Origin of the sequence: Parapedobacter pyrenivorans, from assembly GCF_014636865.1 — a bacterium.
GTDB classification, from domain to species: domain Bacteria; phylum Bacteroidota; class Bacteroidia; order Sphingobacteriales; family Sphingobacteriaceae; genus Parapedobacter; species Parapedobacter pyrenivorans.
This window is the reverse complement of the sequence record NZ_BMER01000002.1, coordinates 355,915-373,007: the sequence shown is the minus strand read 5'-3', so window position 1 is coordinate 373,007 and position 17,093 is coordinate 355,915. Positions and strand designations below refer to the sequence as shown.

Here is a 17,093-nt window from a genome sequence, read left to right as displayed (position 1 = left end):
TAGACGATTGGTTATGAAGATTTCATTAGTTCATGTATTGGTTGTGGTATTGACCATGGCACTATTTACAGGTTGTTATGATCGGGGTATTGTGGATGAGAAGGATTTTGATTACTCCCTGCCTAAAGTGGAAAATCTTGCTTATACCGAACAAGGTAACCTCGTGAAGTTAACGTGGGGGATCCCTGCTGATATATCCCCGGCTTTTAGGCGGCCATTGGAGGTGAGCATCCAAAAAGTAGAGAATGGTATTTATAGGGAAATCATTATCGTGGGTGTTGAAGGCACATCCCGTGATATCGAAATTGACCCCAGTAAGACGTATAGATTTGTGGTAAAGCTAGCGGGGTATCTGACGGATGAAGCGAGGGAAACCGGAAAGCCGGATCGGGTTTATTCTGAGGGGCAGGTTATTGAGATTGAGTGATAAGCTGAAAGATGATACGCAGACGAGTCATACACGCTAGCATATATACCGCCCTTGCCGGGTACCTGTGGCTGGTGGCTGCCTGCAGTAAGGACGGTGGCAACGAGGTTTATGTTCCGACAGATGAGATTACATCGTCGGACATAAACCTTGTCCCTGATCAGGATACCAAGGCCGTGTCTGCGGTGCTGACATTCGATAACCTGGATGCGATCGCTTACCTAACGGTCAAAAAAAGCGGTGCTGACAACTACTCGCGCAATATAGACCGGCATGAGCTTTCATCGTCTTACGCGCTGACGTACACGATTCAACCTTCCGATCCCGATGCCTTCAAGTTAGTGCTAACGGCACACTACCATGATGGAAACGTATCCAATCCACTTTTCCTGGATGTCGACAACCGTTGGGGTTTTTTCGTCCGCAATGTTAGCCGTATCGCTCGGCTAACCGGAAGGCCGATAGCAGGAGAAGCTTTTCCAAGCCCAAACAATACGGCCACGTCTTGGAACGTAGGCGGAACCGATCTGGGAGTGGTCTGGGAAATGGAACCCGGAAACTATGGTATTTTCTTTGGCGACACGTTTGGGCAGGATTTTGTGCCGAGCACCGCTAATCCAGGCCCCAATGGCGGAAGCTGGCGAAGCAATGTCCTGGCATTTTCGGTAGATCTTAATCTGGATGATGGACTTTCTCTGAGTGATATGGCAACCGATAACAGTGGTAATGCCCGTGAAATTATCTATGGTGGCAAGGACGGCTCCGGCAATGGGGATTGGACCTCAATTCCGACGGCTGCTATTCGTGCTAACGGGGTGGATTATGTGCATTATTTTAATATCAAAAACTGGACAGGGTGGGTTACGAATTACTCAGGAATGTATAAGTCCGTTGATAATGGCCAGATCTGGACGAAATGTGAAGGTGTCGAATTCTCGGCGAACAGCAATTTCGGGCAGGTTGGTTATTTCAAACGGGATGGCTACGTGTATATGATCGGCACTCAAACGGGACGGGATAGTCCCGCTCATTTGGCCCGTTTCCGAGAATCCGATATCGAAAACCAGGCTAATTATGAATACTGGAGTAACACTGCCAATCAGTGGTTAAAAGGAGATGAAAGCAAGGCCACCGTCGTGATAAGCGATAAAGTGGGTGAATTGTCTTTTATCTATAATGATAAGCACCGGAAATGGGTAATTGCTTATTTCAATGCCGACCGGTATAACATCACCATGCGTACGGCAGAGAAGATCACGGGTCCGTGGAGCGAGCCTTATGAATTGGCTACCGGGGCGGAGTATGCCCAGCTGTACGGTTCTTACTTCCATCCATTATCCGTGGAGGGCGATGACCTTTACTTCCTGATGTCGATGTGGATGCCGTACAACGTCTTCTTAATGAAGGCCGAATTGGCAGATATGGGTGCATTTTAGCTAGATATGTACCGTAAACAAAAACCTCGGCATCCGATGACGCCGAGGTTTTTTGCTGTGGGAAATACAGGGCTCGAACCTGTGACCCCTACCTTGTCGAGGTAGTGCTCTAAACCAACTGAGCTAATTTCCCGAACTACGCCGCAAAAATAGTTTTTTTTGCTGACGATGCAAATCATTTTTATCGAAACCCTTGGCGGGTAGTTCAACTATTTGTTTAAATTTGCACATTAACCATCATTTTATACATTGACTTTCCCATCATCCCATATTGCCAAAGAAGATCATTTGGCCGCTTTTATCAAGCGTTTCGAACAAGCGCTCCGTGATGCTTTCTATGAACACGCTGATATCAATCAACTTAGCCTCCAGCGGGGACTGCCTGCATCGGTTTGGACGCGTATTATGGATGTGGTGCCGCTTTCGGTAGCCATACCACGGGAATACGGCGGTCGGGGATGCATCGTAAAAGAATGCTTGGCACTACTCTCTGCTGCATCTTATGAATCACTTCCGCTGTCGCTCACGTTTGGTATCAATATCGCATTGTTTCTTGAGCCCGTTGCTAAATACGCAAATGAAGAAGTAAAAGGTCCGATATTCAACCGCTTTTTGACAGATCAGTGTATGGGCGGCCTGATGATTACCGAGCCAGATTATGGCAGCGATGCCCTCAACATGCGTACCTCATACCAACAGGAGGGAGCAGGCTATCACATCGCCGGCACTAAGCACTGGCAAGGCCTAACCGGGCAAGCTGATTTTTGGTTAGTGGCGGCACGCAGTCAACTTCCCAATGGCGAACTGGCTAGGGACATTGATTTTTTCATCAGCGACAACGCCCTGCCTACCCAGCAAATCAAGGTAGAGCGATTGTATAACAACCTCGGTCTTTACATGATCCCGTATGGGCTTAACACCATTGATATCCACGTGCCGGCACAGCAACGGCTGGAGCCGGAAAGTACGGGGATAAAAATGATGCTGGACATCCTGCATCGGAGCCGGATGCAGTTTCCGGGTATGGGTATGGGTTTCATCAAGCGCATGCTGGATGAAGCGGTTAACCATTGCAGCCAGCGCATGGTGGGAAGCAGCAACCTGCTTGCCCTGGATTCCGTGCAATTCCAGCTATCGCGTATACAATCGGCATATACCATCTGTTCGGCTATGTGTTTTCGCAGCAGCCAGATCAGCGGCATACAACATAATCTTGCCGTTGAGGGTTTGGAGGCCAATGCCATGAAAGCCCTGGTTACCGATTTGATGCAGGAATCCGCACAACTGTGTTTGCAGGTTTCGGGTGCTAACGGTTATAAAATCAGCCACATCGCAGGCAGGGGTATCGTTGATAGCAGGCCATTCCAGATTTTTGAGGGGTCGAATGAAATGCTGTATACCCAGATCGCAGAGATGGTGTTGAAAAAGATGAAAAAAGGCAAGGAGACAAATCTGCTTGCCTATCTTGCGACATTCGACCTCACTCAACATGCTGCGGGGCATTTCAAAAAGCCGCTTGACTTCACCCCGGGTGACGTGCTTACCCAGCGGAAGCTCGTTGATTTAGGGAAGATAATAAGCCGTGTTATTGCCGGAAGCTATGTATTGGCCATTGCGGACCGCGGTTTCCGGGATGATCTGGTGACTGGTTGCATCGAAAATATCCGCATGGACATCGCACACCTGGTATCCAACCTCTATTTAGATAGCCGTTCGCAGGTTATCGACGATTATGTTTCCGGCAGCGATTGGCTTTCCTTTACGTAATTAGGTTAACACGGCCACGGCCGTGCCCTTTATACCGCTGTACGGAAACGTTGTTGGGGGCGTCTGCGTTTTTTATTCTTATTCGGCTTATTGGTCGCAACTGCTTGCGTGGGCTTATGCTCGTAATCGGCGATGTTGGCCGGTGCAAAAGGATGGTTTTCCACCAGCGGTAATTGCTGTTTGATTAACTTGCTTATTTGCCAGAGGTACTCGCGTTCCTCGATGTCGCAGAAGGACAGGGCGGTACCGCTTTCGCCAGCCCTTCCGGTACGGCCGATACGGTGTACGTATGTCTCCGGTTCGTTGGGTAAATCGTAATTAATCACCAATTGCAATCGGTCGATGTCGATTCCCCGGGCAGCAATGTCGGTAGCCACCAGTACGGCTATCGTACCAGCTTTGAATGCCTTCAATGCCTTTTGTCGCGCTTGTTGAGATTTGTTGCCATGGATGGCCTCGGCAGTGATGTTTACTTTTCTCAATTTGCGGACGATTTTATCCGCCCCGTGCTTGGTTCTTGAAAACACCAGTACGTTACCGTTTCCGTCTTGGCGTACAAGGTGGCATAACAGGTCTATCTTATCGGCCTTGGCTACGGGGTAAACCGCTTGCTTAATCGTATCTATCGTAGAAGAAACTGGTGTCACGGCGATGTGCCTTGGGTTTTTAAGAATGGCATTTGCCAAACTTTCTATTTCCTTGGGCATGGTGGCCGAGAAAAGCAGCGTCTGCCGCTCTGCCGGGATGTTGCTTATGATACGCTGGATATCTTTGATGAACCCCATATCGAGCATTCGGTCAGCCTCATCCAATACGAGGAAATTGACCGCTTTCAACGATAGTGCACGCTGATTCAGCAAGTCCAGCAACCTGCCGGGTGTCGCAACGACTATTTCCGGCCGCTTACGCAATTCCGCAATTTGGTTAACCACCGATACGCCACCGAATACCACGGTTTGCTTGATGTGCGTCCGACTGACGTATACGGCAATGTTCTCACCGATCTGTATGGCAAGCTCGCGTGTGGGTGCCAAAATGAGTGCCTTTGGCCCCTGATATGCACCTTCATTTTTTGATGCCAGTAAACGCTCGATGATGGGAAGCGAAAAAGCCGCCGTTTTTCCGGTGCCAGTTTGTGCACACGCCAATACATCGTGGTGCGCTAATATCGTGGGGATTGCCTGTTCTTGTATGGGGGTAGGTGTATGATAACCTGCTGATTCCAATGCCTGTATGATCGGTTTGGAAAGATTTAATGATGTAAATAGCAAAATATAAAAGTTAAAAATGTTGAATAAATAGCAACATCTATATCCAGTCTAATACGGATATTTTGAGCGGACGCCGGCAAAGATAATCATAATTATTGGTAATATGGCTTGTATAAGCGTAGCCCATCGTCATTTGGCTAGCTGTGCGAGTATTTTTTTAAGATTAACCCCGCGGCCCAGCACAGGCTTGAAGATATCGCCCTCAGACCGCATCCGGTCCAATGCGTTGGCTATCGTAAAATCAGCTGTTTTCAGTCCTTTTTTTACCTCCTCCCAATAAAGTGGCATGGAGACGGTAGCACCCGGCTTCGGGCGCACCGAGTAGGGGGCCGCGAGGGTAGCCGACGGCCTGTTCTGCAGGAAGTCGATATACACCTTTCCTTTCCGTTGGCTGGTCATGCGCGCTACGCTGGTAAAGTCGAATAGGGCGTCCACCTGTACCGCTATCCACTTGGCGAACAGTTGGGATTGGTCATAGGTATAATTGGCGCCGAGCGGCAGGTACACATGTAAGCCGGTCGATCCGGATGTCTTGCAGTACGAAGGTATATGCATGTCTTCCAATACGTCATGGATGGCCTGCGCCACTTCGATAACCTGCTCGAATGTGTTTCCCTTATCCGGGTCGAGGTCCAATAGGCACCAAGTGGGATTATCCGGCTTTTTTACGGTGCTGCTCCACGGGTTCATTTCGATGGCGGCCAGATTTGCCATGTATAGCAATGCCGCTTCGTTGTTGCATAGCATAAAGTGCTTGCGCTTCCGTTCTCCTTCCGCCTTATAAGGGTGCTTTTCCACCCAAGCGGGCACTTTTCCAGTCATATCCTTTTGGTAGAAACTTTTGCCCTTGATGCCGTTGGGAAAGCGGTTGAGCGACTGTGGTCGGTCTTTGAGGTAGGGAAGGATGTATTTAGCCGCCTGCCAATAATAATTAAGCAAATCTCCCTTGGTATACTTTTCTTCCGGCCAGAGCACCTTTTTCAGATTCGTGAATTTCAGTTCGTTACCGTTTATTTTCCTTACCTGTGTGTTTTCGGAGGGGTTAACCAAGGTGCGTCTTCCGCTTTTGGCGGGCGCTTTGACGATGCCCTCGTTAGCAGTTTCCGATTGGTCGACTACCGCCTCGATGGGCAATTCCTTTTCCTTTACCACGGTCTTTGCATCCTTATCCTCACGAAGCGCGATGAACGCAGGGTGCCGGAAAACGCCTTCTTCGGTCACCTCGGTGTAGTGGATTTCGCACACCAATTCCGGCCTCAGCCATGTAGCTGCTGCATGTGGGGGAGTGGGCCTGAACCTGGAGGGCTTGTTGTAATCAGGTGTTTCCGCGAATGGACTGGTTTTCCTGACCAACGGCTTGAACAATCGCAGCATCTCGCGTTGTTCCTGGTCTCGAAATCCCGTGCCTACCTTGCCTGCATACTGGAATTTGCTGCCCTCGAAGACGCCGAGTAGCAAGGAGCTGAAAGGTTTTGAGGTGCCTGCATTTCGCGTGTAACCACCGATTACCACTTCCTGGCGCTTCTGTGATTTGATCTTTAGCCAGTCGGTCGACCGATCTCCTGGATGATACGGGCTATCCGAACGCTTGGCAATAATGCCCTCTAACCCCAATTTGCCTGCTGCTGCGAAAAAATCGGTACCCTTGGTGGTAATAGTATAGCCGCTTTTAATCACGCCGCCATCTTGCGGAACTAGGGTTTGGAGTACTGCTTTTCGTTCGGATAGGGAGGAGGTCATCAGGTTCTTTCCTTCATACCATAGCAAATCGAAGACATAATACAACAGTTGCCCGTCTTCCTCGCTGCGCCAGTTCTGCAACTTGTTGAAATTCGAAATCCCGTTATCCGTGACAGCAACGATCTCGCCATCCACCACGGCCTTGATGCCCCACTGCTTTATGGCATCAAAAACCGGATAGAACTTGTCAGCAAATGATTTGTCATTACGGGATTTCAGGGCGGTGGATTTTCCATTCATGAATGCCACGGCGCGGTATCCATCCCACTTTACTTCGTATTCCCAATCCGGATCGTCGAACGGTTCGCTCACGAGCGTCGCCAGCATGGGTGATACGGTTTTAGGGAACGGAACCTTTTTAGCTTTTTTCAGGATGGCATCGACATCCATTTTTGGCTCCGGTACGGTATGGGCTTCGGGATCAATCTGCTTTTTAACCTTCGTTTTCACGGCTTTTTTCCCAGGAGATTCATTTATCATCGTTTGATTTGCCGTTTTCGCCACTTGTTCAATCGTCTTTTGCGAGACTACGGATTTATCCTTCAGCGTGATATCCTCGTTTGCGGCATATCGGTCTTTATGCTTGATGAGCAACCAGGCATTATCTTCTTCACTCTTCATTTTGACCAGTGCAAATTCACCCTTTAGTTTTTTGCCCTTCAGCCTGAATTTCAACGACCCCGCCCGCCATTGTTTCATCAGGTCTTTTTCCATCGCCTTTTTACCGCCTTCGGTATCAAGCGGTTCATACGTGCCCTCGTCCCATACGATTACCGTTCCGGCGCCATAATTCCCTTTCGGTATATTGCCCTCAAAATCCTTGTAATCATAAGGATGATCCTCCACTTCCATCGCCAGCCGCTTGTCTTCGGGATTCAGCGACGGGCCCTTCGGCACCGCCCAGCTTTTCAGGGCACCGCGCATTTCCAGCCGGAAGTCGTAATGGAGTCTAGAGGCTTTATGTTTCTGGACGACGAACCTGAGCGTTTCGTTGGACGGCTTGCCGCCCACTGGCTCAGGGGTTGAGCGGAAACTCCGCTTTTTTTTATAAGATGTAAGGCCCATTTCTTTTCCCTTTGCTTAAGTAGTACAACAATGCCCGTCTTAAAATGTTGTACTCGGGTTCAGCGTTTGAAATCGACTGGTCACCGCAACTGCATATCCACATAATGGTGGATGGCTCGTTGCAGGAAGTTACCGAATGTCTCTGCCGGTACGCCATCTACTTGTGTGTACCTGGGATCGTTGGCATACAAGTCACCGAGGCCCCGGTAGGCTTCTGCTGCATCGTCTGCCTTGCCCCAAAACCGGAGGATGTAGTGATAATGTTGTGCAATCGCTGCTTGCACATCGGAACCAGCGGGATCCAGGTGGCTCATCATGGCCAGTTGCTCGACATTGGCTTTGAAACCGTCTTGCAACGCTTTGAAATCTGCCTTGCTTAATCTCATCAGTTCACGTTCCGCATGTGCCACCTGTTCTGGCCAGTTTTCCTTGGCTTCCATGCGCCAGGCCGCTGCCTGTTCTTTGGGCAGCCCTTCGTATAATTCTTCGGGATTCATCATCGTTTTATTTTTTAAGTGAAGCATTGTTTTATCTAGCGTAGCTACCAGTGTATCCAAGCGTTTCCGCCGTGATAGCAACATCTGTTTTTGACTCTCCAGCGCGCCAACCAGGTCAAAATTGTGGCTGTCCAATAGGTTGCCGATCGCTTTCAACTCGAAATCAAGTTCTCGGTAGAATAGGATCTGCTGTAGGCGCAGTAACTCACGTTCGCCGTACACTCGATACCGGGCGTCGGTTCGGATGGACGGCTTGAGCAATCCGATTTGATCGTAGTGGTGGAGTGTGCGAACACTTACACCTGCCATCTTTGCTAACTTTTTTACGGTATACTCCTTCATTGTTCGCTGTTTTATTTGTTACTGCAAGCAAAGGTAGGGTATGACGTCGCGTTAGCGTCAAGAAAAATTTTCAATTTTTTTGTAATGCGTTGTTAGTCAAATTGTTGTATTTGTAAACAACGCGACGGTATTAATTTTTGGTTGAGTAAGGAATAAAAAGGGCCGAAAGTACTTGGGCATACCACCGGGCAAGGTAGTCGTTTGGATGGTTGATGTTATTTCCAGTCATATCCTGGTAGGATTTGTGGGTAAGCAACCAACGGTGCCAGTAGGTCATATCCGCGATAGCGACGCCCTTGGTCTCCAGTGCGAGTAGCGGCTGCCGATATTCGTATTGGAGCTGGTCCTGGATGGCGTTTGGATTGGCGAGGATAGGCGTGATGACGATGAATTCACAATGGGGCTGCAGGTTCCTTACACGATGTACGATTTGCTTAATCCGGTTGGTAAAGGTGTCCGCCGGTACGCGGAACGTGCCGTCGTTCATGCCGAAGCCAATCACGACCAGATCGGGCTGTTGTTCGATAACCCGATTAATTTCCTGTAATCCCCAATCGGCCGTTTTACCACCAACGGCCAGGTTGGCAAAGGAGACGGGACTATCAAATTGCCGCCGAAGCTGGTAGACAAAGAGTTGCGCCCAATTCGGCATAAACGGTGGGACATGCATGAAGCCGCTGCTATTAGCGCCGGTTTCGATGCTGTTACCCCAAAACACGACCTGCAGCGGTTGCTTGCGTGCTAGCTTTTCGGTGGTTTGGGGCAATTTATCACTAGGATGCAACTGCTTGGGATAACTGCCTTGGGTTCTATCTGGGATATAGGTCACGGCAATCTGCCGTGACCGTATTAATTCCTGTTCGCTGAAAAGCACAAACGTACCAGGCAATTTACCGGGCTGCGAAATGCCCTTCTTTTCTTGCGCATACACTAACTCTTCTTTTCGAAAATAGGGCATGCGGGATGAGTCGGTACGGATTATCCGTTGCCCCGATCTTATCCAGTCTCTGCCTTCTTTATACTGCCTGTCTAAATAAACATCCCGTACCGACAGGATGGCCTTTGCCGGAAACAACAGATTTCCGGTGGGCAGTGCATTTCCCTCCTGGATGAACACGATGGTTTCGTCATGGATGGTATCGGCCACAAGAAAGGGCACCATATAGTCGTCCAGGCTGATGTATGCAGGCCAATGGCGGTCTAGGGTATCTGCTGGCTGCGCTTGGCCGATATGGCAAGCCATGCCGATCAGTGCGAGTGAAAGGAGGGAGGTAGTGCCGTTCATGCTATCGTTATTATTCGGTGATGGCCAGCAGATCGAAATCCTTGAATTCAAAACCGGCATCAAAAGTGCCCGGTACTTCCCACCCGAGATTCATGCCCGAAATCTGGAAGTCGTCGAAAAATGAGCCGGTCAGGTAACCCCTTTTTTTGGCCAGTTCCAGTGCCTCGGTAATCTTCGGATAGATGTCTTTTTCGACCTCGATCCAATTTCCGCCGTGGAATGTGCCGGTCATGTAGTCAGCGGTTGCTAAGCTGTAGATAAACTTGCCGGTGGCATCACCTTTTCCAACGTCCTGTGCTGCATATAGCGGAATCTGTTCATAGCGGTAGTCATAGAACGGTATCCCAAACCAGAGGTAGTCCCCGTAGTAAGCGGAATTTGGATTGAGGTCTTGTATGGTAATAAAAAGTTGGAATTGCGCGGTGTGCAGGCCGGGATTGAACGCGCTTTCGGGCATTTTCATTTCGGCTTTGGTGAGCCTGCCGTTAAACTTGAGGAGCAGACCCTTTAAATCCTTAAGGTAAAGTTTTTCGGGGAAGGCCTGTTCGACCAAAAGATGGGGCCAAGCCTGGTTCTGCTGCCGCGGTGCCTTGTACTCGGTGGAGGTGATCACGTCCATCGACAGGTGCATCCCGTCGGACTGGCGACCAAAGGTAATGGCTTTTCCGTCATTTCGATACACGACACAATCGCCTTCGGTTGTCTTGTCATCGTCGGAAAGCTCAAACTTGCTTCCCCACTCGGCAAGCTCCCAAACGGCTGGTTGGGCACTGTCGCCGAATGGACGTATCGTGCCTGCCGAAGGGCCCTGTGCCCGTTTGAGTGTTAAGCCGCGCTCGAATAGACGATCTCCGATTAAGGATGCCGTATCCTGACTAGGTAGCGGTGCATGTGTTTGTTGTGCGGGAGTTTCGGTTGCGCAGTTCCAGCTGAATAAGGCCAGTAGCAATGTATATCGGTTTGAAACCATTGTCTTCATCATGTTGTTAAAGTTAAAGGACTTCTACAGAAAGATTATCAAAAGAAATGTCTACGGGGTTTGCTAACCCGAAGTAGTAAAATCCGGGCGATCCACCTAAATAGGGTTCAGGGTCTTCGACGGTGCGTTCCACTAATATCCCGCCGGTTGCCGCATCCGAGACTTTAACCGTGATCCGGCCGGGTTGCGATGACGTAACTTCGGCTTGATAGTTTGTGTTGGCGGCAAATCCGTCGAACGTTTCATTGATCATGATGTTGACCCAATGGCCCAATCCATTATTACCGGTCTTTAGGAGTTGCAGCATGTTATTCGTGGTCCGCAATAGGTAAAACCGTTTGTTGTCGCTCTGGGCATTAAAGATAATACCTCCAAAAGATTCTGGCGAGGATTTCATCGTGGCACTCAATTTAAAGTAATTGCCATCGCCCACATTCATCACTAAGTCCGGATCGCGGTAGAGCATGTAGGACTCCGCTCCGCCAGCTTGACTGAATAATGCACCGCCTTTTAATTCGAACGTCCCATTGACAATCTGCCAGTTATTACCAATGGGGTTGGGCGTGGTTTCGCTGCCTACGGGGGGTACGTCCGTCCTATCGAACTCGTCAGTAAAGGTTTTAACCCGCACCAGTGAGAGATTTCGCTTATTGGATATCTTTCCATGACTGCGCACGGATACACCGACGACATTGCCGGGTAGTTCCGGTACGATTACTTGGATGAGGGTATCGGATACGGCGACCACGTCAACGACTTGTTGGTTGAATTTGACTTCATTCTCGTTGGCATTTTCTGAAAAATTGATACCGATGATGGAGAGGCGATCCCCGGCGGCGGCATTGGTGGGTTGCAGTTCAATAATCCGTGGTATAGGCGCGGTATTGACAGGCAATTTTTCTTCTTCGCTGCACGCGTGCAGCATCGCGACCAATATGGCAATGCCGATGGTCCAGCGAATGCCGCAGTTTGCTATCATGCTGTGCTTCATGTCTTTTGTATGTTTCATTAGAAAATAATTACGCTTAATTAGTCCCAACCCGGATTTTGTTCCCAAAGGGGCATCAGTGTTAGCTCACCCAACGGAATGGGGAAAATCAAGTGATTGTCGGTCCAGGATTTACGGCGACCAGTTACGATGCGCCGGCCGGTGAAGCTGTCGCCTGCTTTGGTCCACTCCATGCCTGTTGTCAGTTTATCGGTCATGTTCAGGATTTTCCAACGTCTCACATCCCAGAAACGGTGTTCTTCAAAAGCGAGTTCGACCCGGCGCTCACGGTGTATGCGTTCGCGCATTTCGGCTTTCCCGAGCCCCTCAGGCAGTTGAGGCATGTCTACGCGGTCGCGAATAGCGTTGATTGCCTGGTAGACTTCGGGTGTTGGGCCATAGGCTTCATTGGCCGCTTCGGCGTAATTGAGATAGAGCTCACCGAGGCGGTATTTTTTAAACCTAGCGGTTCCGGTATTGGGATCCAATTGTTTCGGGTCCCTGAATTTGCGGAGATAGTAGCCGTTGCCGGTGCGTTGCATAATGCTGGATATCCCGTCTGCGCCACCCAGGTAGGATTGGATGTGGTAGGGCTGGCCGTTGATTTCTCCATAGTAGGCATTGTTATACCATACCGTGGCATAAAACCGTGGATCCCGATCGGTATATGGATTTGCCTCGTCATAACCCGAAGTGGTATTGATAATCGGATAGAGATGGTCCTCATCATAGTAGCCTGTTATTGCGGGCTCGCCATTGGCCATATCGTAAGCATCCACCAGTTCCTGGGAAGGACTGTTGCCGGCTTTGTCCCCGCCCAATGTCGGAATCGCGTGCATACGGAACATCAGGTGGCTGAATTCATGAGCACGGTAGGGTTTGATCTCGAAGATGGTTTCCTTGTCGGAGGGGTTGACACTAATATCGGTGCGGCCGTAGAAATACGATTCATAGTCCGGATGCAATACGTAGTTGTTTGCTTGCAGTGCTTCCAGCGATTGTTTCGCGGCTTCGGCGGCTTCGACCCAGCGGTTTTGGTCATCGCCTGCATTCCACAAGGGACTGGCTGCAAACAGCAAAGCCTGTGAACGGATGGAATGAGCGACGGCTTTGGTAAAACGGCCCCGCTCCGGCTCTGTGGTAATGCGATAGGGAAAGTATTGCTCGGCAATGGCCTCATCACAGTTTTGTTTGATAAATGCCACACATTCCTGAAATGTTTGGCGGGGCAGCGACTCAAACTGGAAATCAGCAGTGAAGGGTTTGTCGACAACCGGCATCCCTCCATACATCTTGATCAACTCCCAGTACAGGAACGCTCGGAGTACTTTCGCTTCGGCAACCAGCCGGGCCTTTACCTGCGGGTTGGCATACGGCGTGGTGTTGATGTAGGCCAGAAAGATATTGGTTTGGCGTATTCCTGCCCAGTTTTTGCGGTAGTAGTTGCCGTTGGTTTCGGAGTCTGTTGAGCCGGTGGAAAACTGGATATCGAGCGGATTCCAATTCGGCCGTAACTCGCCATTATACCACCGCGATGGCGGGCGACCCATATCTTGGGGAAAGTCATTGTCATGGGCTTCGTCGGAGAAGCCAGCCAACAGTGTAAAGTAATTATATGCCGTGCCGTAAGGATTTACATTGTCGTAGATGGTGTTTAAGTATTCGGATGCCATCAACTCGTCCGCAAATACCTGTTCGAGGGTCAGGCGTCCGTCTGGCATGATGTCCAATGGATTCTTTTGGCAGCTTGTTACCAAAAGTATGGCAAATAAACACCGATAGAATAGCTTGTTATTGCTCATGTCTGAATGATTAATAGCGTTAAAAGGTGACGGTTACTCCGCCGTTAAAAACCTGGTATACGGGGTAGCTCAAAGAATCATTGACCTCGGGGTCAAAATCTTTGGTCCGCATCCGGTCCCAGGTAAATAGGTTCAATCCGTTCGTGTATATACGTACCTCTTTGGCGCCGATCCGTTGGATTAATTTGAGGGGGAGGCGATACCCGATCTCGGCATTTTTCAGCCGGATGAAACTGCGGTCTTCAATGAAAAATGAGTTGAAGTCGCGTTCGCTTAGCGATCCACCGGTGGAAAGCCTGGGATACCTGATGTCTTCCCCTGACGCCGCACGCTCCGGTGTCCACGCGTGTAGATGACGCTCCCGGTAGTCGTATAAACTCATGGTGCCCAATCCTGACAGGGGTTGGGAAACATTGAGAATGCCCTGCAATAGAAATGACACGTCAAAATCACGGTAGGTTATGCTAAAGGCACCGCCAAAGGTATATTCCGGGATAGCGGAATAGCCCATCGGGATCATGTCCCGTTCGTCGATCATTCCATCGCTATTGGTGTCGGTGTATTTAAAGTCGCCCGGTCGAGCGGTGTAACCGACATAGTTTAAGCCTTCGGCCGCGATCTCCTCGTAACTTGAGTAATAACCGTCGCGGAGGGGGTAGCCGAAAACCTGGCCGATACGGTACCCGGTTTGCCTGAATCGGTATGCATAGTCATCAGGATATTGCAATTCGTCTGAGAATACAACGTTATTGCGTGCAAAATTATAGTTGAGCTTCGAAATGATTGACCAGTCGTCATTTAGGCGCTTATTATAGTTCAGCTCGATTTCATAGCCTTTGTTCTCAACTTTTCCCATATTGACGGGGCTCATCCGGTTTGCCTCGATTCCGTAAACGATGGGGACTGTTTGCCTGTTTATCAGGATATTATCCCGATTTTCATTAAACAGATCTACCGTGAGGGTGATGTCGTTTAATAAACCCAGCTCAATCCCGAGATTTGTTTTATTTGCTATTTCCCACTGGATGAGAGGGTTGCCGATATAGTTTTCGCCGATTTTGCCGCCCCGGCCCAACGAGGAGCTGTAACCTCCGCCTGTTTGCCGTTGAATATCATCCAGGTAAAGAAACCGCCTTCCTCCCAACCTGTCACTGCCAACGCGGCCATAGGACGCCCTTACCTTCAGCAAAGTGATCAAATCCTGGCTTGCCATGAAGTCTTCGTTTGAGATCACCCATCCCCCGGAGATGGTCGGAAAAAAGCCGTAGCGCCGGCCTTTGGCAAATTGCTCCGACCCATTGTATCCTGCATTGAACTCGGCGAAGTATTTGTTGTCGTATCCATACATGGCACGCAGTGAAATACCACGAAGGTTAAAGGGTAGCCGGTCATTGGGCATCACACGGGTTTCTTGCTGGGCGAGCAGCATCCCGGTAACGGAATGGCGCTCATCGAACACCCGGTGATAGTTTGTCGTGAACTGGAAGTTGAAAAAGGATTGAAAGTTAGACCCGCTTCCGATGCTTAACGGCGTGTTTTCGATTTCCAGAAACATCCTGCGGTATTCGATGCTATCCATCCCCAAGTGGTTTGAGGTATTCGGATCGATCAACTGTATCCAGCGTTGGTAGTCTTTTGAGGCGGTAAGGTTGTATACGGTTCGCGTATCAAATGATACCATGAACTTGGCAGCTAACCCCTCGGTCAAAAACTTCAAATCTTGATTTAACCCCCAGGAGGCCGTGATGTTATTTCTTGTTTCCCGGCGGTAGCCTGATCTGTTAATCAACGCCCACGGAGACACGTTATAGTTGCCGGGGCCGATCAGCACTTCACCGTCTGGTGTCAGCGGCCCGGGCAATACGACGGGAAAGAAACTGTACGTACGCCTGAATATCTCGTCGGTATTCGCATTGGGCGAATTGACCTGTTCGAAGTACCCTGCGGCATTGAGAAAGGTGCTTAATGATCCGCTTTTGTTTAGTTTGGCGTCGATGTTTGAGCGGAAGTTATAGCGTTTAAGGAAACCCGCAGGGTCGTATTCGGTAACATCCGGACTGATTTTCCATTGACCGCCTTGGTCTAGGTAGCCTACATTGACGAAATACTGCACATAGTCTCCGCCACCACTGATATTGAGGTTGTAGCGCTGTTGGCCCACATAGTCATTAAAAAGGAGTGCTTGCCAGTCGGTGTTTGGATAGGCCTCTGGATAGTCTTGAAACTTGAACCGGTCTAATGCGTATTCCGAATACGGCGGCTGGTTGACCGGGTCCATGGGATCGATACCGGGATTGTCGTTGGCCCATGCTTGGTTGCGTAGGCGGGCCCAATCGTAAGAGTCGATGATGGATGGGGTACGGGTGAATCCTTGAGCACCGTGTTCATAAATGAATCCAATGGCTGGCTGGCCGCTCTTGCCACGTTTGGTGGTGACCAGGATGACACCGTTTGCCCCCCGTACGCCGAAAAGGGCTGTAGAAGAAGCATCCTTTAAAATAGAAACACTTTCCACCTCATTCGGGTCGATGTAGGTCATTTCGCGTTCGACACCATCAACAAGTATAATTGGTGCCGTTGCATTGAGCGTACCCATACCCCGAAGGAAGAGCGCTGTGTGGTCCCGGCCCGGCTCGCCGCTCCGCTGTAGCGCCGTAAGCCCCGGAAGACGCCCGGCAAGTGTGACCGCGAGATTGGCTGCAGGACTTTGCCTGATTTCCTTGGTTTGGATCGAGGCGATAGCTCCTGTAACGGTAAGCTTCTTTTGGGTGCCATATGCGATGACGACTACCTCATCCAGATCTGATGATTGCGATTGAAGGACAATGTTTACCGTGGTCCGGCCGACTGCGATGGTGTGCTCCGTAGCGAGGAATCCCACATTATTAAATGTTAACACCTCGCCGGGCTCGGCTTGTATGCTGAATAGCCCTTTTGCATCGGTGGCGGTTCCTCTGGAGGTGCCTTTTACGAAGACGGATACCCCATCCAATGGCGTACCCAGCGAGTCCGTAACCTGGCCCGATACCTCCTGTTGCTGTTGCCATGTAGGGGTGGCTATCTGCTTTTTCGGGACGATGGTCACTATTTTTCCCTTGATTTGATAGTCGAACGGTTGGCCGGCAAGCAAAAGCGGTAAGACCTCTTCGAGCGATTTATCGCTAACGGTGAGGCTAACCGGCTTGGCCCGGTCTATATATTCGGCTTTGAGCAGGAAATTGTAACCGGTCTGTGCTTGTATGGTTAGCAATACTGATGCTAGCGAGGTTTCTTTTACGGATAGGTCGATGCGTTGCGCATAAGTGTAAGCTGAAACTTGGAAAACGCCAATCAAAAGTAGCAGAGTCGTTAATTTCATAATCAGAATGCGGCGTATGATGGGTGTCGTTAAGCCTCCGGAGACTAACAAACGAAACGTTTGATGCCCAGTGGCATACATCTTTTTATACATGTAATTGGTTGCTTGGATACATCCCCAACGAGCTAGCCGACGG

Annotated in this window: 11 protein-coding genes and 1 tRNA gene; 3 read left to right on the top strand and 9 right to left on the bottom strand. The window is 49.8% G+C overall.

All coding sequences use genetic code 11. From position 1 onward, the window contains the following. The first annotated feature begins 13 nt into the window (after positions 1-13). A complete protein-coding gene (locus IEV98_RS13455; protein WP_229738747.1) occupies positions 14-427 on the top strand; it encodes a DUF4945 domain-containing protein in 414 nt (137 codons plus the stop codon). Between the two features lie 11 nt (positions 428-438). Beyond that, complete coding sequence (locus IEV98_RS13450; protein WP_188506519.1) at positions 439-1,863, top strand: glycoside hydrolase family 183 protein; 1,425 nt, start codon at positions 439-441, stop codon at positions 1,861-1,863. A gap of 58 nt (positions 1,864-1,921) precedes the next feature. Here the strand turns inward: IEV98_RS13450 and IEV98_RS13445 are convergent. Then, positions 1,922-1,996 (bottom strand) — tRNA-Val (locus IEV98_RS13445). A 116-nt stretch (positions 1,997-2,112) separates the two neighbouring features. Between IEV98_RS13445 and IEV98_RS13440 the strand changes: the two genes are divergently transcribed. Beyond that, entirely contained in the window at positions 2,113-3,630 is a 1,518-nt protein-coding gene (locus IEV98_RS13440; protein ID WP_229738746.1) for an acyl-CoA dehydrogenase family protein, read from the top strand. Between the two features lie 29 nt (positions 3,631-3,659). Here the strand turns inward: IEV98_RS13440 and IEV98_RS13435 are convergent, their stop codons facing one another. The 8 genes from IEV98_RS13435 to IEV98_RS13400 form a co-directional block, all read right to left on the bottom strand. After that, positions 3,660-4,901, bottom strand: coding sequence for a DEAD/DEAH box helicase (locus IEV98_RS13435; protein WP_188506518.1), 1,242 nt, complete (start codon positions 4,899-4,901; stop codon positions 3,660-3,662). A 129-nt stretch (positions 4,902-5,030) separates the two neighbouring features. Beyond that, the gene (gene ligD / locus IEV98_RS13430; protein ID WP_188506517.1) at positions 5,031-7,706 is read right to left on the bottom strand and encodes a DNA ligase D; all 2,676 of its coding nucleotides are present in this window, start codon (positions 7,704-7,706) and stop codon (positions 5,031-5,033) included. Positions 7,707-7,786: 80 nt separating this feature from the next. After that, on the bottom strand, positions 7,787-8,545 hold the full coding sequence (locus tag IEV98_RS13425) for a MerR family transcriptional regulator (protein ID WP_188506516.1): 759 nt from the start codon (positions 8,543-8,545) through the stop codon (positions 7,787-7,789). A 130-nt stretch (positions 8,546-8,675) separates the two neighbouring features. After that, positions 8,676-9,830, bottom strand: coding sequence for an SGNH/GDSL hydrolase family protein (locus IEV98_RS13420; protein WP_188506515.1), 1,155 nt, complete (start codon positions 9,828-9,830; stop codon positions 8,676-8,678). Positions 9,831-9,840: 10 nt separating this feature from the next. Beyond that, a complete protein-coding gene (locus IEV98_RS13415) occupies positions 9,841-10,812 on the bottom strand; it encodes a hypothetical protein (protein WP_188506514.1) in 972 nt (323 codons plus the stop codon). A gap of 10 nt (positions 10,813-10,822) precedes the next feature. Continuing rightward, positions 10,823-11,818: an IPT/TIG domain-containing protein gene (locus IEV98_RS13410; RefSeq protein WP_188506513.1), complete on the bottom strand. Its 996-nt coding sequence runs from the start codon at positions 11,816-11,818 to the stop codon at positions 10,823-10,825. Between the two features lie 20 nt (positions 11,819-11,838). Next, positions 11,839-13,599: a RagB/SusD family nutrient uptake outer membrane protein gene (locus tag IEV98_RS13405; protein ID WP_188506512.1), complete on the bottom strand. Its 1,761-nt coding sequence runs from the start codon at positions 13,597-13,599 to the stop codon at positions 11,839-11,841. A 19-nt stretch (positions 13,600-13,618) separates the two neighbouring features. Beyond that, positions 13,619-16,957 carry a TonB-dependent receptor gene (locus tag IEV98_RS13400; RefSeq protein ID WP_229738745.1) on the bottom strand — a complete coding sequence of 1,113 codons (3,339 nt, stop codon included), beginning with the start codon at positions 16,955-16,957 and terminating at the stop codon, positions 13,619-13,621. Positions 16,958-17,093: the final 136 nt, after the last annotated feature.